This window comes from Variovorax sp. P4_B10, from assembly GCF_056402375.1.
In genome coordinates, this window is sequence record NZ_JBFUHN010000005.1 from 25,508 (window position 1) to 46,282 (window position 20,775).

Genomic DNA, 20,775 nt, shown 5'->3' on the forward strand with positions numbered 1-20,775 from the left:
GCTTTCCTCGAGGCGTTGATTTCATTGATAGGCCCGCGATCCGCCTTAAAGGCTTTTCGGCTCGCGAGGCTGACTGATCCTGGTGTTCATCCAGGAAAAGGATGTAGAACCGGGGCGCCTTCCACATACATGGTGGTCGAGTACGTCGCCGTCGGATCAAGTGCGATTCCAGCGTCCGATCGCTACTTCAAGGCCGCACCGCCTCGCGCAAGGTACTGGCCCGAGAGGCGGGCAAACTGGCCGCCATCGGTGGTAATCGAGGTCTGATGGCTCCCTCCGGGGCTGAAGACGATCGCGAACGTGTGGGTGTCGCCGTACTCCTGTGTGTTGCGCAGCATGTAGTCGACATGGTTGTTGCGGTAGTGCTGGTCGGTGCCGCCGGGCGTGTCGGAGGGCACGCCCATCGGCGTCTGCCACCACAGGATCGGGAGGTCATTGCCCAGTGCTGCACGGTAGTCCGAAATCTGCTTCTGGGAGTCGTGGAAATTCGGGCTGGTCTTGTTGCTTGCGTCCCAGTAGAACGTTCCGCTTCGTCCCGTGCATTCGTCGGGCGGCGATTCAACTTCCCAGCAGCCCGCGTCGCGGTCGCTGGTCTGGGCGACGATGAAGTCCGCCTTGTCTGCTCCGACCACGCGCATCTGCGCGCCGATCTCGGCAGCGGTGCCGCTCCAGAAGGAGGGCGGGAACCCTATCAGCGCCTTGGGCGCGATCTGCCTGCCCATCTGCACGAGGCATTGACCGAGGCCCGCGGCGGTGTTCGGCAACCCGGCACATTCCGCCTGGCTGTTGACGACGGCCGGAACTTGCGTCGCGTCGTGATCGGGCCTCTTCGACGCAAGGAATCCCCAGAAGTCCGGCTCCAGGTTGATCAGAACGGGCCCGCGCAGGTCCGCAATGAGCTGGTACATCAGCCGCGTCTGGCCCCAGTATTTGTTCATGAAGGCCGCGTCGTTGATGCCGCTCAGATCGCCCTTCATCTGGTAGAGCGTGAACATCGGAATCGCGCCGTAGGCCTGCTTGGCCTGCGCGGTGTATGTGAGGTACGCGCCGTCGGGACTGTTCCAGGTAGGCCAGGCGCCTGCGCCAGTGCCTACCAGGTAGGTGTCCACGATGTCCGGGTGAATGTCCTGTTTCTTCATCTCGTCGATGGAACCGGAGCCGAGCCCGAACAGCACCCGGGCGGGCTTGCCGAGCCTGGTCACCAGTGCTGTGGTCGCTGCGACGGGCGCAGTTCCCCCATTTGTGCCACCTGCGCTGCCTGTGCCGGCTGTGCCAGAACCACTTTGGGCAGCACCTTGGCTGCCGCCAGTGCCACTGCCCAGGCCGAACAGGCCGGCCGGGCCACTGCCTTGGTTGCCGCCACCTCCTCCGCCACAGCCAGACAGGAGCACCGAAATCATCAGTGCGGAAACGCATCCTCGGGGAAACATCATCATGGGAATGATTTTTTTGAGATTGAAGAGAACCAGCCGCCGCACTCGTTGCGTACTTCGCATGCGGGGGAATACTTTCGTAGTGCATGGCCAGCGGCATGTCGCAGGCTCGGGCCCGGATCCACTCGCCGACCAAGCCATGAGGCGCACGATTCATGCCTCAGTTCCCCGCCGCAGAAGAACGCGCCAATTGATCCCGGAAAGTGACGCGGAGCGTCGCTTCGGATTCACTTTGTGACAAGTTATGGCCAGCTCTTAAGTGGAGTCCGACAAAAAAGGAAATACCGGCGCATCAGGCCTAACATCAACCAACACTTGTGCATTACAACGTGCTCCATTCACGATGCGGCGATCGACGGAGTGGGAGCAGCTGAGACTTCGTCCTTGTTTTTTTGACTGCATCGAAAATCGAGATGCACTCGCTCATTTTTCAGGGGAATGGCATTGTTCTCTCACGCGTGCGGACAGCCTCTGAACGCTATGCACTGGATGCTGGCACCCAATCCTGATGACTGAGCTTCGCCACGCCCATGTCGGCGAGCATCGACGCTGCCAGCGGCCGCTGCTGGCGGCTGGGGTAGAGCACACTCAGGCCGCGGCCGGCCCGCGTGTACTCGGGCAGCACCCGCACCAGCCGGCTGGCAGCAATGTCGGAGGCCGTGAGTACCGACGGCAGAGTCGCGATGCCCGGACCCGCGCATGCAGCCTAGCGCAGCACCTCTTGCGCGTTGCCGTTGAAGTGCCTCTCACACGCACTTCCGCTTCTCCATGTTGATTTCCATCTCAAAGCGCCCCAGTTTTCCGTAGAGCATTGATCCGCATGCAGCACTCAGGCCGCCTGATGAACAACGGACAGAAAGGGCATTTCAACGGGTCAACGCTCCATGGAAATGTGAGCCGATCGAGGGCGGAAATCCACACCCTGAGAAGACTGAATGCTGCGACGCACTTTCCGCAGCTCTCTTTCAAACAAGAAAATCCCAGGCGAATCAATAAGTTGCGGTGACGCTGAGCGCGACGCACCTTGTTCCGAATCAGCACAGATGTTGCGCGCATCGATTCATCCAATTGGCTCCCGCATTGACCAACAGCGCAATTTGAATTGCACCAACCCGCCCAGGTGCGCCAGAGCGGGCTGTAGCCCCGAGCATCCGCCTGCAGAGACAACTCAGGACGGACACGGGACAACAACATGGCGCAACAGGTTTTCGACTTCGTGGTGGTGGGGGCCGGCTCGGCCGGCTGCGTGCTGGCGCACCGGCTGGTGCTGGCGGGGCACAGCGTGCTGCTGCTGGAGGCGGGGCCGCCGGACAATGACCGCTTCATCCACATGCCTGCCACTTTCGTGCGCGTGATCGGCACCGAGCGCACCTGGGCCTACGAGAGCGAGCCGCAGTCTGCGGTGGGTGGCCGGAAGATGTTCGTGCCGCAGGGGCGCACGCTGGGCGGAGGCAGCTCGGTCAACGCGATGGTCTACATCCGGGGCACGCCGGCCGACTATGACGGCTGGCGGGCGCAGGGCTGCGAGGGGTGGGGCTGGGACGATGTGCTGCCGTGGTTCCGCAAGGCCGAGTCGAATGCGCGGTTCGCGTGCGAACTGCACGGCACCACCGGGCCGCTGAAGGTGAGCGACACACGCTTCCGGCACCCGCTGAGCCTGGCCTTCCTGCGCGCTGCGCAGCAGAGCGGGCTGGTCTACAACGACGATTTCAACGGCGCCGGACAGGAGGGCGTGGGCTTCTACCAGACGACCACCTTCGAGGGGCGGCGCGCGAGCACCGCGGCCACCTACCTTGCGGCAGTGCGCGACAACCCGAAGCTCACCTTGGTCACGGGCGCGCACGTGATGCGCGTGCTGATGCAGGACGGCGCCGCCACTGGCGTGGTCTATCGCACGGGGCAGGGCGGCAGCGGCGAAGACATCGTCGCCACGGCCCGCCACGAAGTGATCCTCTCGGCTGGCGCACTGGCCTCGCCCAAGTTGCTGCTGCTGTCGGGCATCGGCCCCGGCGCACAGTTGCAGTCGCTCGGCATCCCCGTGGCGCACGCCTTGCCGGGTGTGGGCGAGAACTTCCAGGACCACCTGGAGGTGTCGGTCTATGGCCGCACGCGCGAACCCATCAGCCTGCTCGGCAACGACCGCGGCTTCGCAGCGCTGAAGCACGGCCTGCAATGGATGCTCTTCAACACCGGCCTGCTGACCTCCAACGTGGTCGAGAGCGGCGGCTTTGTCGACACCACCGGCGAAGGCCGGCCCGACCTGCAGTTCCACGTGCTGCCGGTGCTCGTGGGCGACGTGGACCGCGCGCCGCTCGCTGGCCATGGTTTGTCGATCAACCCCTGCTTCCTGCGCCCGGCATCGCGCGGCAGCGTGCGCCTGCGCAGCGCCGACCCGATGGCGCCGATCCTGTTCGACGGCGGCTACCTCCAGGCGCAGGCGGACGTCGACACGCTGGTCCGCGGCGTGAAGCTGGCGCGCCGCATCCTGCGCGCACCCGCGCTGCGAGCGGTGATCTCGCAAGAGCTGGCACCTGCCGACGCGGACGACCTGGCCGACGACGCCATCGAGGCCTACGTGCGCCAGCGCGCCAAGACCGTCTACCACCCGAGCGGCACCTGCCGCATGGGCCGCGACGGCATGGCGGTGGTCGACCCGCAGATGCGCGTGCACGGCGTGGCGAAGCTGCGCGTGTGCGACGCCTCGGTGATGCCGTCGCTCGTGAGCGGCAACACCAACGCGCCGACCGTGATGCTGGCCGAGCGCTGCGCGGCCTTTGTGCTGGGGCAGTCGGCATGAACCTGCCCGGCAGCGCTGCCGGGCAACGAACACTGCGCGTTCGGTCAATCGCCGAGGCGCCCCGAAACCTAGAGTCCATCCCAACAAGGAGACAGGGCGAATGAGTTCCACAGCTTCCATGGCCGGCAAGGTCGCATTCATCACAGGTGGCGGCACCGGCATCGGTGCAGCGGTTGCCGCGCAGTTCGTTGCGGCAGGTGGCCGCGTGGTGCTGATGGGGCGCCGCCTCGCGCAACTCGAAGCGGTGGCTGCCCGGCTCGACGGCCTTGCCGTGGCCGGCGATGCCGCCAGCACTGCCGATGTGCAGCACGCGGTTGCAGCGGCACGCGAGAAGTTCGGCCGCATCGATGTGCTGATCGCCAACGCGGGTGGTCATGGCGTGGGCGATGCGCTCTCCACGGACGACGCCTCCTGGGCGCTTTCGACGCGGCTCAACCTCGACACCGCCTTCGTCTGCGCACGCGAGCTGCTGCCCGAGCTGATCGAAAACCGCGGCAACATCGTCGTGCTCTCGTCGCTCGCGGGCCACTTCGCCGGCCCGGGTGTGATCGGCTACGTGACGATGAAGCATGCGCTCATCGGCCTCGTGCGTTCGCTGGCACGCGACTACGGCAAGCAGGGCGTGCGCGTGAACGCGGTGTGCCCCGGCTGGGTGCGCACCGAGATGGCCGATGAGCAGATGCAGGTGCTCGTCGACAAGTACCGCCTGCCGGATGCCGACGCCGCCTACGACCTCGCTACGCGCGACGTGCCCATGGGCCGGCCCGCCAGCCCCGGGGACGTGGCGAATGCCGTGCTGTTTCTCGCCTCGCCGCTGGCCGCCATGGTCACCGGCAGCTCGCTGATGGTCGATGGAGGGGCCTCCGCAGTTGACCTGCCCACCATTGCCTTCGCGCACGACGCCTGAGGAAAACGCCATGAGCACCGAAGCCACCAGGCCGGCCGACTGGAAGACCTACGACCAGTTCGCCCTCGGCATCGCCACCAACCGCCTGCCCGCCACCGATGCGCTCGCCGGGCAGACACTGAAGCTCGCCTTGCCCGACTTCCAGCTCACGCTGCAGCCGCGCTCGCAGGATGCGCTGGATTGGCAGGAACAGGGCGCTCGCGGCGGGCAAGGCAACGGCGACTGGTACGAGGCCATCGAAGTCGCGCCCGATACCTTTTTCCTCGACATCACCCAGGCCAGTCGCCCGACCGAAGCACTGAGCGTCGTTCTCAACACGCGCACCCGCCGCGTGCTCGCGATCCGCTGCCGCATCGTCGGCGCCGACGAAGCCGCGGGCCAGCCGCGCGTACCGCAGGACTTCGGGGTCGGCACGCTCGAAGGTGGCACCGCCACGGGCCTCGTTCCGCATGCCACGCGCGACCTGGTCGGCCTTCGCACCTGGCAGACCTACAGCCCCAACCACACCTATGAGCACACCTACCTGAGCGCCGAGCGCTACGCCTGGCAGTGCCTGGTCGGCGTGCAGCGCGGCCATGGCGATGTCGACCTTGCGAGCTACTACAAGTTCGACGACGACCAGTACATCTTCACCTTCCGAGAGTTCCTGATTCCGGTCGCCTCCGTGTTCTTCTTCAATTTCGCGAGCAGCCGCTCGACCGGCAAGTTCCTCGGCGTGACCGGCGCGGGCGAAATCGCCAACAACCCCGCCGGCGCCTTCATGCGCAAGGCCTCGCAAACCTTCTATCCACCCGAGTTCGGGCCGGTCTGACCTTCTTCGTTTGCTCTCACTTCTTCAGGAGCCCTTCTTCATGCGCACGCCCCATCAGATCGTTGCCGATCACTACGCCGCTTCCGACCGCCACGACCTCGATGCCATGTTCGCCGACGTGGCCGACGACGTGCAGTGGACCGAGATGGCCGGCTTTCCCTGCGCCGGCACGCACGTCGGGCCGGCACAGGTGGTCGAAAAAGTCTTCAAGGTGCTGGGCGCCGAGTGGGAGGGCTACCGCTTCGTGCTCGAGCGGCTGGTCGACGGCGGCGACACGGTGGTCGGCATCGGCGACTACCACGGCCGCCATCGCCTGACCGGCAAGACGATGCATGCCCGCGTGACGCACGTCTGGCAGGTGGCGGGCGGCAAGGTGCGGCGCTTCGAGCAGTTCACCGACACGCTGCTCGTCGCGCAGGCCATGCGATGAAACCGTCGCTTCCTTCATCAACGCATTGCCCCGGAGCCAACCCATGAATCTGCGAGACCTGTCCATCGAGCACCTCGGCCTGGTGGGCCTGCTGGCCCAGCGCCGTCGCGGCAACCACATCGATGGCCGCGAGGCGGCACCCGCCAACGGCATGTACCTGCCCGTCGTCGATCCGGCCACCGAGATGACCGTGGCCGAAGCACCCGACAGCGATGCGGCCGATGTGAATGCCGCCGTCGCCAGCGCGCGCCGCACCTTCGAGAGCGCCGCATGGAAGTCGCTGCGCCCGGCCGACCGCGAACGCATGCTCTACACGCTCTCGACGCTCATCGAGTCGCACGCCGACGAGCTCAGTGCGCTCGAAACCCTGCAGAGCGGCAAGCTGCGCGGCATCGCGCGCATGGTCGATGTGGGTGGCGGCGCTGAGTTCGTGCGCTACATGGCGGGCTGGGCCACCAAGCTCGAAGGGCAGACGCTCGACAACTCCATCGGCATCCCCGGAGCGCAGTGGGTGACGTACACGCGGCGCGAACCTGTGGGCGTGGTCGGCGCGATCGTGCCGTGGAATTTTCCGCTCGCGATCGCGCTGTGGAAGGTCGCGCCCGCGCTCGCCGCCGGCTGTACCGTGGTGCTCAAGCCCTCGGAAGAAACGCCGCTCTCCGCGCTGCGGCTGGCCGAGCTGGCCATCGAGGCGGGTTTTCCGCCCGGCGCGCTCAACGTGGTGTGCGGGCGCGGCGCAACGGCCGGTGCCGCGCTCGCCGCACACCCGGATATCCGCAAGATCAGCTTCACCGGATCGACCGCCGTGGGCCAGCGCATCGGCCATGCCGCGGTCGACAACATGGCGCGCTTCACGCTGGAACTGGGCGGCAAGTCGCCGCTCATCGTGCTCGACGACGCCGACCCGGCTGCGGCGGCGCAGGGCGCGGCCAACGGCATCTTCTTTCACCAGGGGCAGGTGTGCACGGCGGGCTCGCGCGTCTATGTGCAGCGCGGCATCTTCGACAAGGTGGTGCAGCAGCTCGCCCACGTCGCGGAGGGCCTTCGCATCGGCTCGGGCTTCGACCCGCAGGTGCAGTTCGGGCCGCTCGTGTCCAAGCGCCATATGGACCGCGTGATGGCGCACATCGACGGCGCGGTGGCCGAGGGGGCCACGCTCGTCACGGGCGGAAGCCGCGCCTTCGATGGCGGCTGCTTCGTGCAGCCGACGGTGTTCGTCGACACGCAGCCCTCGATGCGCATCGTGCGCGAGGAAGTGTTCGGCCCCGTCGCCACGGTGGTGCCCTTCGACGATGTCGAGGATGCCATCCGCCTGGCCAACGACAGCGCCTATGGCCTCGCCGCGAGCGTGTGGTCGAACAACCTTTCGGCCGTGCATCGCATCGTGCCGCGCCTGCAGGCGGGGGTGGTCTGGGTCAACGCGCACAACGTGCTCGACAACGCGCTGCCGCTGGGCGGCGTGAAGCAGTCGGGCTACGGGCGCGACCTGGGGCGCGCGGCGGTCGAGGGCTTCACCGAACTCAAGAGCGTCTGCATGGCGGTGTAGCCGCGCCCGGTTCCGATCACAACAGGAGACATTCATCATGCTGAGCAAAAAGAAGATCGCGCTGTCGGCCATCGTCGGCACCATGGGCCTTGCCGGCTTCAGCGGGGCCTGGGCACAGTCCGGCCTCGACTGCGGCCTCAACAGCGGCAAGCCCGCGGCGGGCGAGCCCATTCCCATCGGCGCCGTGGTCGGCAAGACCGGACCCGACGACTTCAGCGCCTCGGGCCAGGCGGCGGCCGCGTACTTCAAGTGTGTGAACGCCAACGGCGGCATCAACGGCCGGCCGGTCGACTACATCGTGGTCGACGACCAGTGGAACCCCGAGACCGCGGCACAGGTCGCCTCCAAGCTCGTGAAGGACCGCAAGGTGGTTGCGCTGGCGGGCAGCACCAGCTTCGTGGAATGCGGCGCCAACGCCAAGATGTACGCCGACGAGGGCGTGATGGTGATCGCCGGCACCGGCGTGCCGCGCGAATGCTTCAACGCGCGCAACTATGTGCCCGTGAATGCGGGGCCGCGCGTGTCGGCCACCATCGCCGCGATGTATGCGGCGCAGAAGTACAAGTCGAAGAAGATGGTCTGCATCATTCCGAACATCCCGAGCCTGGGCAACTGGGCCTGCGAGGGGCCGAAGGAGTGGGGCAAGAAGAACGGCGTGGAAGTCGAGACCATCGCCATCGACCCCGGCTCGGCCGACGCCACCTCCACCATGCTGCAGGCCGCCGCGAAGAAGCCCGACACCATCATCATGAACGTGCCCAAGGGCATCCTCGTGCCCATGCTGGCCGCCGCCGAACAGCAGAACCTGGGCAAGAAGATCCACTTCGTGTCGTCTGCGCCGGCCTACAACGCCGACGTGCCGAAGGCCATCGGGCCCTACTGGAAGGGCAACTTCGACGTCAACCTCGAGTTCAACCCGCTCGAGTCGGCCGGCCCCGACAACAAGAACTGGCTCGCGGTGATGGAAAAGTACGGCGCCAAGAGCGATCCGCGCGACACCTTCTCGCAGGCCGGCTACGTCGCCGCGCGCCTCGTGACGCAGGCCCTGCTCAAGATGGACCCGAAGAAGATCGACCGCGCGAGCGTGACCGACGCCTTGCGCAAGGTGACGGACTTCCGCAGCGACATCCTCTGCAAGCCCTTCTACGTGGGCAATGGCAACCGTCACAACGCCAACAACAGCGGGCCGATCGCGAGTCCGGACGGCAATGGCTGGCGCTTTGCGCCTGGCGGTTGCCTGACAGCGGAAGACCCGGAACTCGTGGACATCCGCACCGACGAACTGAAGATGGGCCTCAAGTGAGGCGGCAGGCAATGACGCTGGTGCGCTGAGCCATGGAAGACTACCTGCCTTTCGTCATCTCCGGCCTGGGCCTGGGCGCGGTCTATGCGCTCTCGGGCGTGGGGCTGGTGGTGCTCTATCGCTCGTCGGGCGTGCTGAACTTCGCGTTCGGCGCCATCGGCGCGATCGGCGCGTACGTGGCCTGGTCGCTGCTGGAGGCGGACTGGCCGCAGGGCCTCGCGTGGTGCGCGGCCATCGCCGCGTCGATGCTGCTGTCGCTGGCCTACGGGCGGCTGCTCGCGCCACGGCTGTCGCACCGCGACCCGACCATCCGCAGCATCGCCACGCTGGGCTTCGCGCTGGTGGTGGTGGGCTTCACCGAGTGGTACTGGGGCGAACAGCCGCGCCGGCTGGTGCTGCCCACCGATGCCGGTGCGCTGGAGTTCGTGCTCGGCGAGGTCGAGGTGCGGCTCACGCACACACGTGCACTGGGGCTCGCGCTGGCGGTGCTGATGATGGGGGGCGTCGGCCTGCTGCTGTCGAAGACGCGCGTGGGCCTCAAGATGCGCGCGCTGGCCAACGACCGCGACCTGAGCGCGCTGCTGGGCATTCGCGTGCTCGGCGTCGACACGGTGGCCTGGGTGCTGAGCGGCGCCTTCGCCGGCGTGTGCGGGCTGCTGCTGGCGAACATCGTGCGGCTGCAGGCCACGCTGCTGACCTTCCTGGTGATTCCGGCCTTTGCCGCGGCGATCATCGGGCGGCTGCATTCGCTGCCGGCCACGGTGGCGGGCGGCATCGCGATCGGCGTGCTTGAAGCGCTGGCGATCACCGTACCGGGCTTTGCGGCGTTTCGCACGGCCACGCCGTTCCTGATCGCGCTGGCCATGATCGTCTTCTTTCGCACGGGCACGCGGCAGGCATGAGCGCTTCGATCTACACCGACGCGGCACCGGCTCCGGACATCGCGCCGCCGCCGGCCTCGCTGGCGGAGGCAACGCGCCGTGCACGGATTTCATTGGCCGTGATGGTCGGCTGCGTGCTGCTCATCGGCATCGTCGTCCCGTGGTTGGCGAATGCCTACTGGATCAAGACGCTCACCTCGTCGCTCGCGCTGTCGATCGCGGCGGCCGGCGTGGCGCTGCTCTACGGCCAGCTGGGACTGGTGTCGCTGTGCCAGTACGCGCTGCTCGGCGCGGGCGGCTGGATCGCGTTGCGAGCGGGGCACGGACTGGGCTGGCCCTTCGAACTTTCGGTGCTGGCGGGCGGGTTGCTGTCGTGCGGGGTGGGCATGCTCGCGGGACTGCCGGCGTTGCGCCTCAAGGGGCTCTACCTCGCGCTCGTCACGATGATGATGGCGGGCGGCTTCCAGGTGGTGATCAACGTCATGGGCTTTCCCGACGGCGGCGCGGGCTGGCTCGGCCGCGTGTTCGGCAGCGAGCGGCTGATGATGCCGCGGCCTGCGCTGGCGCTGTCCGATGCGGCGTACTTCCGCTACGTGGCGATGTGGCTGGCGGCGGTGCTGGCGCTGATCGAGCTGCACCGGCGCACGCGTGCCGGCCGATCGTGGGCGCTGATCCGGCGCGGCGAGGCTGCGGCCGTGGCGGCGGGCGTGAACATCCTGCGCTACCAGACCTGGGCCTTCGGGCTCGCGGGCTTCTGCGCCGGCGTGGCGGGCGCATTGCTCGCGGGTGGGGTGGGTCAGCTCGACGGGCGTGCCTTCACCGCGGGCGATTCCGTGATGCTGTTCGCGCTCACCGTGGTGGGTGGCGCGTACCACTGGGCCGGTGCACTGATCGCGGGGCTGTTGCTGCGTGCGGTGCCGGCTTTGCTCACGGACTTCGGCGTGAACGGTTACCTCGCGATGATCTTTTTCGGTGTCGCCCTGCTGCATGCGCTGATCACGGCGCCGAGCGGCATCGCGGGGCAGCTCGTGGGCGCGCTCGATGCGGCGCGGAAGTGGCTCTCGCCGCGCGGCAGGAACGTTTCGCCATGATCCGCATTCACGACCTCACGGTGGCCTTCGGCGGCGTCAAGGCCATCGATGCGCTGAGCGCCGAACTCGATGCGCCGGTGTGCGGACTGATCGGGCCGAACGGCGCGGGCAAGACCACGCTGGTCAATGTGCTCGGCGGCCTCGTGCTGCCACGCGCAGGCACTGTCACGGTGGACGGCACCGACCTGCTGGGCCTGAAGTCCATCGAGCGCGTGCGCTTCGGGCTGCGGCGTTCGTTCCAGACCGAGCAGGTGGTGGAAGATCTCAGCGTGTGGGACAACGTGCGGGCGCTGCTCGACCATGTGCCGCACGCGCGCGGTGATGCGGCTGCGCAGGTGGCGCGGGCGCTGTCCCACACGGGCCTGCTCGAGGTGGCGACTGTCCTGGGCCAACGCCTCAACCTGTTCCAGCGCCGCATGCTGGAGATCGCGAAATCGCTGGTCGGCGCACCCAAGCTGCTGTTGCTCGACGAACCCGGCGCAGGCCTGACCGAGCAGGAAGCCGGCGTGCTGCGCCGCGTGATCGGCTCGGTGCATGCCTTCTGCGGCGCGCAAGTGCTGCTGATCGACCACGACGTCGACCTGATCGCGGCCACCTGCACGCAGACGCTGGTGCTCGACTTCGGCCGCCGCCTTGCGCTCGGGCCGACGCGCGCGGTGCTCGACGATCCGGCTGTGCGCAAGGCCTACCTGGGGACGGAATGACATGCTGAGCATCCACGATCTGCGCCTGCAGCGCGGCGGCAAGGCCGTGCTGCACGGCATCGACCTGCAGGTGCCGCCGGGCGAGGTGACCGCGCTGCTCGGCGCCAACGGCGCGGGCAAGTCGAGCACGGTGATGGCCATCGGCGGCGTGCTGCCGCTCACCGGCGGGCGCGTCGAGGTCGAGGGCCATGCGTTGCACGGCCAGCGCCCCGAGCGGGTGCGCGCACTTGGCGTGGCGGTGGTGCCGGAGGGGCATCGCGTGCTCGGCGATCTGTCGGTGCTCGACAACCTGCGCGCCGCAGCCACCGCGTTGCCGGCGGCCCGCGTGGCGGACGCGGTCGAGCAGGTGCTTGCCGTGTTTCCCGAGCTGCGCGTGAAGCTCGCGCTGCCCGCGCGCTCGCTCTCTGGCGGGCAGAAGCAGATGGTCTGCATTGGCCAGGCACTGATCGGCAAGCCGCGCTACCTGGCAATCGACGAGCTCTCGCTGGGACTCGCACCCACCGTGGTCAAGCGGCTGGTGGAGGTGGTGCAGCAGGTCGCGCGCGAGGGCGTCGGCGTGCTGCTGATCGAACAGTTCACCACCGTGGCGCTGGCCGTCTCGAGCCGCGCCTATGTGCTGGAGCGCGGCCGCATGGCCTTCGAGGGATCGTCGGGAGAATTGCGCAGCCGGCCGGAGATCCTGCACAGCAGCTACCTGGCTGCTGCCTAGGCCCTGCAAGTCCTCAGTGCGTCAGCGCCACCGAGGCGAGGGCCCGCTCGGCTTCGCGCCGCTGGAACTCGCGCGGCGAGGCGCCGTACTGCGCCTTGAACACGCGGCAGAAATGCGCGCTGCTGTTGAAGCCCCAGGCGAAGGCGATCTCGGACACCGAGATGCGGCGGCCGGCCGCGCTGCGCAGCGCCTCGCTGCAGCGTTCGAGCCGCGTCTGCCAGATGAAGCGGTCGAGCGTCTGGTCTTCGTCTTCGAACACGCGGTGCAGGTAGCGCTTGGAGCAACGCAACTGCTGGGCGATGAGATCGAGCGACAGGGCAGGGTCCGCGAGGTGCGCATGCACGAACTGCTTGACGCGGGCCTTCAGCACGCCCGGCACCGGGTGTGCGCCGAACTGCTCGTCGGAGTGCGTGGCGAGCGTCGAGGCCAGCAGGCCCAGCACGGTGTCGCTGACCGAGCGGCCAACTGCATTGGGCAGCGACGGAAGCTGGTCGGCGAGCGAGGTGAGGAATGAGCCCAGCACCGCATAGAGTCCCCGCATCGCCGGCGTGTGCGCCTCGCAGGTGTGCAGGTCGGGAATCTTCATGCCCTTGAACTGTTGGCGCGGGATGGTGATGGCCAGCAGGCGCGAGCGCTCGGGGTTGGTGATGGCGTAGGGCACGCGCGGGTCGTACAGGCTCCAGTCGCCGGGGTGCAGGTGGAACTCGCGGTCGCGCTGCGAGATGTGGCCGTGGCCTTCGAGTTGCAGCACCAGCTTGTAGTGCTCGTCGAGCGCGATTTCCTGGCGCGTATCGGGCCGCGCCACGCGATGCGACGGCGCCTCGATCAGGAACATGCCGAGCGGACCCAGTTCGTAGGCGTCGAGGCGCGCGTCGAAGGTGCCCGCATCGAGGCACTGCACGCGCAGCGCGCCGAAGTACGAGGTGTTGATGCGGCCCCAGCAGGCCTGCCGGTCCGCAGGGTGTTCGAGCAGAGTGCTGAAGTGGTGTGCGTTCATGCCATGGGTTCCGTGGAGGGCGCCCGGAAGCGCTTCCGCAGGATAGGCATGCGAGGGCGCGACATCATCGGTGTTTCCACCCGTCCAGGGCGGGCCCTGCACTGCCGGTCAACGCGCGGTGCGCGCTGGGTCAACGCACGGATGGGTCGCCGAAGACGCCGGCCAAAGGAATCGCAGCCCGATTTCGCCGGTGGTGATGGCCTGTCGCGAAGCCGGCCCGCATTGAAAACAATTCGTGCGCGGCTTTGCTCAGATGGGTCGTCCTGGGTGGATTCCGCCATTCTGCGGGCGTTCTGGAACGCCAAAAAGATCAATCGACCTTGATGTTGTTTGCCTTGATGAGGCGGCCCCAACGTTCGCGCTCGTCCTTGACATACCTGGCCATGTCGTTCGGTGTGCCTGGCAATCCCTCCACGCCCAGTGCGAGGAAGCGTGCCTGAACCGCTGCCGAGTTCAGTGCGTCGACCAAGGCCTTGTTGAGCTTCGTCACAGTTTCGGCAGGCGTGCCGCTCGGCACTGCGAGCCCCTGCCACGCATATGCCTCGAAATCGGTCAGGCCTTGTTCGGCCAGCGTCGGCACGTCGGGCAGCGTCGCAATGCGCTTCGCGCTCGCGACGCCGATGGCCTTGACCTTGCCGGCCAGCACGAACTGATTGCCGCTGGCAGTGTCGACCATCATGAAGGGCACCTGGCCGCCGAGAATGTCCTGCATCGCGGGTGCCGCGCCGCGGTAGGCGACGTGCGTCATCGCGACGCCGGTTTTTTCGCGCAGCAGTTCGGCGGCCAGATGGTGCGGGCTCCCGGCACCGGCCGAAGCGTAGTTCACACCGCCGGGCTGCGCCTTGGCCCAGGCGATGAATTCCTTGAAGTTCTTCGCCGGCACCTGGGGTCCGACCACCAGAACGAGCGGAAAGCGCGCCAGCATGCCGACCGGCGCGAGGTCTTTCTCGGCGTTGTAGCTGAGCTTGGAAAACAGGAACGGGTTGGCTGCGAGCGTGGCGAAGTCGGCCGTCAGCATGACATTGCCGTAGTCCTTCGAGCGGGCGACATAGTCCGCGGCAATGTTGGTTGCCGCGCCAGGCTTGTTGGTGATGACGACGGGCCGGGCCACGCTCTTCGACATCGCCTCGGCCGTGGCACGCGCGACGGAGTCGGAGCCRCCACCCGCGGCGTAGCCGACCACCCATTCGATGGGTTTGCTGTCCTGCGCGACGGCGAGGTGGGTGGTTGCGGCCAGTGCCAGGCCGGTCAGGAAAAGGCGAATCATGGGTTTGTCTCCGGTGGTTGTGATGGGTAATTTCAGCTGCGTGTTGCGGCGGCGAATGCCTCGCGCAGCACGGGCAAAGATCCGATGTGATTGGCCAGGACGAGCACCAGCCGCGCATTGAAGGCGTGGCTTTCGTCCGTGGAGAGGCCCTGGTGCGCATCGATCAGTGCCTCGTAGAAATCGTCCGGCACATCGATGTTCGGTGCGGTCGTCAGGTGCGCGGCGGTGGCTTGCGGCATGGCAGGGGAATCCTTCAGGCGTTGCAGAGCGCGCGATGCAGCGCGGCACGCACGATGCCGGCGTCGACCTGGCGCCAACGTCCGCACACGTGCTGGTCGGGGCGCAGCAGGTAGACCGTGCCGGCTCGCGCGTCGTAGCGTCGGGCTGCCAGCGCGTGGGCTTCATCGATCGGGATGCGTACCGTCGCGACAGGCACGCCGGCGGCGGCGCCAGCTTCAGCCGCAGCGCGTGCCGCGCGGTCCGCCGTCTCGCCGTCGCCGAACACCACGGCCGTGAACGCGCCACTGCCTGCTTCCTGCAGCAACCAGCCCGCCTTGCCATCGGCGCGGATCACCGGCGCGTCTGCCGCCACGGCGCCCGGCACCATGCATCCTTCGAAGGTTTCGGTGTCCGGCGTGTTCAAGGCCGACGTGCGCAGCGTGGCCGGCACGGACAGCCGGCCGCTGTTGACCAGGGTGCGTGCAAAGGCGTGGAACTTTGCAAGCTCCAGCACGGCGTCCCGGAACAGTCTGCTGATCTCGCTCTTGGGCGTGATGAAATCGGTGGCTCGCGTCGAGTTGAGGATGTTTTCGTCGGCGGCGCATTCGCGTTCGTGGCCATAGCTGTCGAGCAGCGCGTCGGGCGCCCGGTGCTGCAGGACCGCGGCAAGCTTCCACGCCAGGTTCTCCGCGTCCTGCACACCCGAGTTGGCACCGCGGGCGCCGAACGGGGAGACGCCGTGCGCCGAATCCCCGGCGAAAAACACGCGGCCATGCCGGAACCGATCCATCCGCAGGCAGGAAAATGTGTAGACGCTCGCCCATTCGAGGTCGAACTGCGCGTCTTCGCCGAGCAGCGCCTTGACGCGGGGAATGATCTTCTCGGGCTTCTTTTCTTCTTCGGGGTCGGCGTCCCAGCCGAGCTGGAAATCGATGCGCCAGACGTTGTCGGGCTGCATGTGCAGCAGCACGCTCTGGTTGCGATGAAATTCGGGATCGAACCAGAACCAGCGCTCGGCAGGCCGGTCGAGCTTCATCTTCACGTCGGCGATCAGGAAGCGGTCCTTGAACTGACGCCCCTTGCTTTCCAGCCCCAGGAGCCCGCGCATGCTCGAGCGGCTCCCATCGCAGGCCGCGACATGGTCGGCATCGAGCTGGTACGGCCCGTTGGAGGTCTCGACCGTCAACTCGACATGGTCCGCGTGCTGCACGACGCCCGTGACCTTGTTCTTCCAGCGCAGGTCGATCAGCGGCAACTCCGCTGCGCGCTCGGCCAGAAAACCTTCCACGTAGTACTGCTGCAGGTTGATGAAGGCGGGGCGCGCATGCCCCGTTTCCGGCAGCAGGTCGAAGCTGTAGATCTCCTCGTCCTTGAAGAACACGCGGCCGACGTTCCAGGACACGCCCTTGTCGACCATGCGGTCGCCACAACCGAGCCGATCGAAAATCTCGAGCGTGCGCTTCGCAAAGCAGATGGCACGGGAACCGGTGGACAGCGTGTTGTCGTTGTCGAGAAGAACGACCGGAATTTCGCGCTGCGCCAGATCGATGGCCAGCGCCAACCCCACAGGGCCTGCGCCGACGACGACCACCGGGCGGCGCACCGGCGTCGCGGCGTCCTGGTCGGGATGGCGGGAGTAGTCGAACACCAGCTTCTGGTAGTCGACGGCTTCCCCCTTGCGGAACGCAAGTTCATTCAGTTGCATGGTTCTGTCTCCTGCGGCGCGGGGCGGTTCAGCCCTCCAGCGTCTTCCACATCTCGATGTCGCGTTCGGCCGTCCAGATGCGCGGGTCCGGGTACTGGGTGGCTTCGTCGTAGCAGCGCGTCACGTCGAACGGCATGCAGTGGTCGAAGATGACCCAGTGGCCGTACTTGGGCTTGAGGGTGGCGAAGGTGTCCTGGTAGACCGCATGGAGGTCCTTGCCGGCGGCCACGCCGGCTTCGACGCAGGCGCGCACGTCGGCAATGAAGCCGCCGGTGGCGGCAAGGCCGGCTGCGACCTGCTCCTCGCCCAGCAGGGCGGGGCCGCGGCCCGGAACCAGCGCGATGGGCTTCAGCGCTGCGATGTTCTCGAGCGTCTGTGGCCAATCCTTGAAATAGGCGTCGCCCGCATAGGGGGTGGCGTCGAACTCGACCAGGTCGCCGCTGAGCAGCACTCGGTCTTGCGGCAGCCAGACCACGGTGTCGCCCTTGGTGTGGCCGCGGCCGAGTTGCAGCAGTTGCACCTCGAGCTTGCCCAGCCACAGCGTCATCTTGCCGGTGAAGGTCATGGTGGGCCAGGTCAGGCCCGGGGGCACCGTCTCGACGTTCTGGAACAGGCGCGGGAAACGCCCGATCTCACTGGCCTTGTCCTGTTCTCCACGCTCGACGATCAGGTCACGCGTGTCCTGGCTCGAAATGATCTGCTGCGGATCGAAGCCGCTCGCGCCCAGCACGCGCACCGCGTGATAGTGGGTCAGGACGACGTACTTGATCGGCTTGTCGGTCACCTCGCGAATGCGCCTGACCACGTCTTGCGCCATTGCCGGCGTGGCCTGGGTGTCGGCCACGAGCACGGCGTCGTCCCCCACGATGATGCCGGTGTTCGGGTCGCCCTCGGCGGTGTAGGCCCAGGCGTGTTCCGAGAGCCTTGTGAAGCTGACGGTCTTCTCTTCGAGGTCGGCCTGCGAGGCGAATTTCTTGGGGGTGTTCATGCGAGGTTCCTGGGATCGATATTTGTCTAAAACAAACGCGTTTGCAGTATGCGATGTGAATTCGTTTATGGCAAACTAATTTGCATATGGAGAATTAGGTGCTTTCCCTAGGTCGTCCATGCCGGCGATTTGCACATGGCGAATCTCTTCGTCCAGGGCGAAATAGACTTGCGATAACTTGAAAGGCGATATGCAAGACAGCCATCCCGAAGAAGCCGCGAAGGAAGACAAGGGGCAGCGGGCCGTCCAGGCGATCGAGGTGGGAGGGCGGCTGCTGCTTGCCTTGGCCGACAGCCAGACGCCCTTGACGCTCAGGGACCTCTCGAGCCGATCCGGACTTCCCGCTTCACGCGCGCACCCGTATCTGGTGAGCTTCGGCAAGCTCGGATTGATCGAACAGGAATCCGAAACCGGCCGCTATGCGCTCGGCCCGGCCGCATTGCAGTTGGGACTGACCTGCCTGCACCAGCTGGACCCCGTCCGGGTTGCGTTGCCCATCGCCCAGCAGCTTGCGGCCTCGACCGGGCATGCAGTCGCGGTATCAATCTGGGGCAACTTCGGGCCGACGATCATCCGGATGATCGAAGCGCGCGAACCGCTGCACGTGTCCATGCGCGCTGGAACCGTGATGTCCATACTCGGCACGGCCACCGGCCGCGCCTTTGCGGCCGTGATGCCCGCCGAACGCATCGAGAAGGCCATGGCGGTAGCGCTCGGAGACCCGGAAGACCGGAAGGTGCCGCTGCTGAAGCCGAAGACCAAGGAACTCCGCGAGGCTGCGGCGGAGCTGCGCGACCATGGCGTCACTCGCGCCGAAGGCAAGCCGATTCCCGGCGTCAACGCTTTCAGCGCCCCTGTGCTGGACCACGACGGTGAACCCGTTGTCGTGATTACGGCACTGGGACATCGGGACAGCTTCTCGGCCGACTGGAACTCTGATGCCGCGACAGCCGTTCGCAATGCAGCAGCAGAAGCATCCAGCCGTCTTGGATGGCGAAATATCTGAACCGCGCCCGCTCGGTGACGGCACGCTTGCTGCATCGTCCGCGGCTGCGCCATGCCACGCGACGATCTGGTCTGGACGAATCGACGCAAGCGGCGCTTCATGGAGCTCGCGCGGGGACGGCTGCGCCAGCCGCACCACGCGCAAATCGATCGCCAGTGTCCGGGCCGCGGGCTCGAAGGCCTCGGTAGCGGGGGAATCGGGGCCCCGTGCCAGCAGCAGGCTCAGGCTGCGCGCCCGGTCGTCAGCGGATAGCCTGCCTCGCGCCAGGCCTTCATGCCACCGTCCAGCGCGACCGCGTGCAGAAAACCCATGCCGCGCAGCGTCGAAGCCGCCAGCGTCGAGATGTAGCCCAGCTCGCAGCAGGTGAGGATGCGCCGCGTGGGGTCGGGCAGGTCCTGGTTGACGCGCAACTCCAGTTGGCCGCGCGGCAGCAGGCGTGCGCCGGGAATGTGGCCGGCCTCGTAGGCGTCGCGCTCGCGCACGTCGAGCACGATCAGGTTGTCCTCCGCGGCCTCGACGCGCGCCTTGAGTTCGGCCAGCGACATGAAGGGCACCGCCGCCGTCGCTTCGGCGAGCAGGCTCGCCACGGTCTTGCCGCCGCTCATGTTCGTGCGCAGCGCCTCGGTGATGTGCGTCGGCATCGTGAGGTTGAGGCTGCGCATCATCTCGACGAAGGCTTCGCGGTCACGCGCCTGCAGGCGCGGGTTGGATGCGATTTCCTCGGCGATCGTCGAGTGGGTGCGCCCCTTGTAGTCGTGCGCGGGGCAGACCTTGAGCGCCGGGTCCATTCGCAGCACGCGGCTGAACAGGCTGTCGTAGAGTGCCTCGGGGTCGCCGCTGGGCAGGTCGGTGCGCCCGGTGGCGCCGATGAGCAGCGTGTCGCCGGTGAACAGGCGGTCTTCCACCTGAAGGCACATCGAGTCGGCGGTGTGGCCCGGCGTGTGGGTGACCTGCAGCCGCAGGCGCCCGACGACGATCATCTCGCCGTCGCCGATGCGCATGTCCACGAAGGGCGCGGGGCTCGCGTGGTGCATGACCACGGGCACCTTCAGCTGGCGCGCGAGTTCGCGGGTCGCCGAGAAGTGGTCGGCATGCGTGTGGGTGTCGATCAGGTAGCGGATGCGCACGCCGTCGCGGGCGGCGAGCGCGATGTAGTGATCGATCTGGCTCAGCTCCGGATCGATGAGCGCGGCGGCACAGGTCTGGTCGCAGCCGACGAGGTAGGACTGGCAGCCGCCGGTCGCGATCTGCGCGAAGACCATGCTGCGCTCGCGTCAGCCGGGCTGCTTCACCACACGCAGGTAGGGCTTCGGCGACTTCCAGCCCGCGGGGAACAGCTTCTTGGCGTCCTCGTCCGACACCGAGCCGGCGATGATCACGTCTTCGCCCTTTTGCCAGTTGACGGGCGTCGCGACCTTGTGCGCCGCGGTCAGCTGCATCGAGTCGAGCACGCGCAGGATCTCGTCGAAGTTGCGCCCGGTGGTCATCGGGTAGGTCAGCATCAGCTTGATGCGCTTGTCGGGCCCGATCACGAACACCGAGCGCACCGTCGCATTGGTTGCCGCGGTGCGGCCCTCGGACGTGCCCGGCTCGTCGGCCGGCAGCATGTTGTACAGCTTGGCCACCGCAAGGTCGGTGTCGCCGATCATCGGGTACTTGGGCAGGTAGCCTTGCGTTTCCTCGATGTCCTTGGCCCAGCGGTCGTGGGCATCGACCGGATCGACGCTCAGGCCGATCAGCTTGGCGTTGCGCTTGGTGAACTCGGGCTCGATCTTCGCCATGTAGCCCAGCTCGGTGGTGCAGACCGGCGTGAAGTCCTTGGGGTGCGAGAACAGGATCGCCCAGCCGTCACCGATCCATTCGTGAAACTTGATCGGCCCCTGGGTCGTCTGGGCCGTGAAGTCGGGGGCAGTATCGTTGATGCGCAGTGACATGATCACTCCTTGAACGGGTTGACGACATACGCTCTTTCTTGCCCGCC

19 protein-coding genes are annotated in these 20,775 nt (G+C 67.0%); 11 read left to right on the plus strand and 8 right to left on the minus strand.

Features of this window, described 5'->3' with window-relative positions; all coding sequences use genetic code 11:
• Window positions 1-182 precede the first annotated feature (182 nt).
• Entirely contained in the window at window positions 183-1,496 is a 1,314-nt protein-coding gene (locus tag AC1DXX_RS04055) for a hypothetical protein (RefSeq protein WP_478132879.1), read from the minus strand.
• Between the two features lie 1,129 nt (window positions 1,497-2,625).
• Between AC1DXX_RS04055 and AC1DXX_RS04060 the strand changes: the two genes are divergently transcribed.
• The 10 genes from AC1DXX_RS04060 to AC1DXX_RS04105 all read left to right on the plus strand — a co-directional run bounded on the left by AC1DXX_RS04060 (window position 2,626) and on the right by AC1DXX_RS04105 (window position 12,612).
• Complete coding sequence (locus AC1DXX_RS04060; RefSeq protein ID WP_478132880.1) at window positions 2,626-4,230, plus strand: GMC family oxidoreductase; 1,605 nt, start codon at window positions 2,626-2,628, stop codon at window positions 4,228-4,230.
• A gap of 100 nt (window positions 4,231-4,330) precedes the next feature.
• Window positions 4,331-5,137: an SDR family NAD(P)-dependent oxidoreductase gene (locus tag AC1DXX_RS04065; RefSeq protein ID WP_478132881.1), complete on the plus strand. Its 807-nt coding sequence runs from the start codon at window positions 4,331-4,333 to the stop codon at window positions 5,135-5,137.
• A 10-nt stretch (window positions 5,138-5,147) separates the two neighbouring features.
• Window positions 5,148-5,948, plus strand: a complete 801-nt coding sequence (locus AC1DXX_RS04070) for a MoaF C-terminal domain-containing protein (protein WP_478132882.1) — start codon at window positions 5,148-5,150, stop codon at window positions 5,946-5,948.
• A 40-nt stretch (window positions 5,949-5,988) separates the two neighbouring features.
• Entirely contained in the window at window positions 5,989-6,378 is a 390-nt protein-coding gene (locus tag AC1DXX_RS04075) for a nuclear transport factor 2 family protein (protein ID WP_478132883.1), read from the plus strand.
• A gap of 43 nt (window positions 6,379-6,421) precedes the next feature.
• Window positions 6,422-7,924, plus strand: a complete 1,503-nt coding sequence (locus AC1DXX_RS04080; protein ID WP_478132884.1) for an aldehyde dehydrogenase family protein — start codon at window positions 6,422-6,424, stop codon at window positions 7,922-7,924.
• Window positions 7,925-7,961: 37 nt separating this feature from the next.
• Entirely contained in the window at window positions 7,962-9,227 is a 1,266-nt protein-coding gene (locus tag AC1DXX_RS04085) for an ABC transporter substrate-binding protein (protein ID WP_478132885.1), read from the plus strand.
• 32 nt (window positions 9,228-9,259) lie between these two features.
• Entirely contained in the window at window positions 9,260-10,129 is an 870-nt protein-coding gene (locus AC1DXX_RS04090; RefSeq protein WP_478132886.1) for a branched-chain amino acid ABC transporter permease, read from the plus strand.
• Window positions 10,126-11,199 (plus strand): branched-chain amino acid ABC transporter permease, encoded by a 1,074-nt coding sequence (locus tag AC1DXX_RS04095; RefSeq protein ID WP_478132887.1) that lies wholly within the window; start codon window positions 10,126-10,128, stop codon window positions 11,197-11,199. The genes AC1DXX_RS04090 and AC1DXX_RS04095 overlap by 4 nt, the downstream gene beginning before the upstream one ends.
• A complete protein-coding gene (locus AC1DXX_RS04100; protein ID WP_478132888.1) occupies window positions 11,196-11,903 on the plus strand; it encodes an ABC transporter ATP-binding protein in 708 nt (235 codons plus the stop codon). The genes AC1DXX_RS04095 and AC1DXX_RS04100 overlap by 4 nt, the downstream gene beginning before the upstream one ends.
• Window position 11,904: 1 nt before the next feature.
• On the plus strand, window positions 11,905-12,612 hold the full coding sequence (locus AC1DXX_RS04105) for an ABC transporter ATP-binding protein (protein ID WP_478132889.1): 708 nt from the start codon (window positions 11,905-11,907) through the stop codon (window positions 12,610-12,612).
• A gap of 13 nt (window positions 12,613-12,625) precedes the next feature.
• Here the strand turns inward: AC1DXX_RS04105 and AC1DXX_RS04110 are convergent, their stop codons facing one another.
• The 5 genes from AC1DXX_RS04110 to AC1DXX_RS04130 all read right to left on the minus strand — a co-directional run bounded on the left by AC1DXX_RS04110 (window position 12,626) and on the right by AC1DXX_RS04130 (window position 17,788).
• Window positions 12,626-13,609, minus strand: a complete 984-nt coding sequence (locus tag AC1DXX_RS04110) for an AraC-like ligand-binding domain-containing protein (protein WP_478132890.1) — start codon at window positions 13,607-13,609, stop codon at window positions 12,626-12,628.
• Window positions 13,610-13,919: 310 nt separating this feature from the next.
• Window positions 13,920-14,876, minus strand: coding sequence for a Bug family tripartite tricarboxylate transporter substrate binding protein (locus AC1DXX_RS04115; protein ID WP_478132891.1), 957 nt, complete (start codon window positions 14,874-14,876; stop codon window positions 13,920-13,922).
• Between the two features lie 32 nt (window positions 14,877-14,908).
• On the minus strand, window positions 14,909-15,115 hold the full coding sequence (locus AC1DXX_RS04120; RefSeq protein ID WP_478132892.1) for a DUF2783 domain-containing protein: 207 nt from the start codon (window positions 15,113-15,115) through the stop codon (window positions 14,909-14,911).
• A gap of 14 nt (window positions 15,116-15,129) precedes the next feature.
• Window positions 15,130-16,800 (minus strand): FAD-dependent oxidoreductase, encoded by a 1,671-nt coding sequence (locus AC1DXX_RS04125; RefSeq protein WP_478132893.1) that lies wholly within the window; start codon window positions 16,798-16,800, stop codon window positions 15,130-15,132.
• A 28-nt stretch (window positions 16,801-16,828) separates the two neighbouring features.
• Window positions 16,829-17,788 (minus strand): MBL fold metallo-hydrolase, encoded by a 960-nt coding sequence (locus tag AC1DXX_RS04130; RefSeq protein ID WP_478132894.1) that lies wholly within the window; start codon window positions 17,786-17,788, stop codon window positions 16,829-16,831.
• 190 nt (window positions 17,789-17,978) lie between these two features.
• Here AC1DXX_RS04130 and AC1DXX_RS04135 point away from each other — a divergent pair, with 190 nt between their 5' ends.
• Window positions 17,979-18,794, plus strand: coding sequence for an IclR family transcriptional regulator (locus AC1DXX_RS04135; protein ID WP_478132895.1), 816 nt, complete (start codon window positions 17,979-17,981; stop codon window positions 18,792-18,794).
• Window positions 18,795-19,015: 221 nt separating this feature from the next.
• Here the strand turns inward: AC1DXX_RS04135 and AC1DXX_RS04140 are convergent, their stop codons facing one another.
• Both AC1DXX_RS04140 and AC1DXX_RS04145 read right to left on the minus strand, forming a co-directional pair.
• Window positions 19,016-20,056: an MBL fold metallo-hydrolase gene (locus AC1DXX_RS04140; protein WP_478132896.1), complete on the minus strand. Its 1,041-nt coding sequence runs from the start codon at window positions 20,054-20,056 to the stop codon at window positions 19,016-19,018.
• Between the two features lie 12 nt (window positions 20,057-20,068).
• Window positions 20,069-20,728, minus strand: a complete 660-nt coding sequence (locus AC1DXX_RS04145) for a peroxiredoxin (protein ID WP_478132897.1) — start codon at window positions 20,726-20,728, stop codon at window positions 20,069-20,071.
• Window positions 20,729-20,775: the final 47 nt, after the last annotated feature.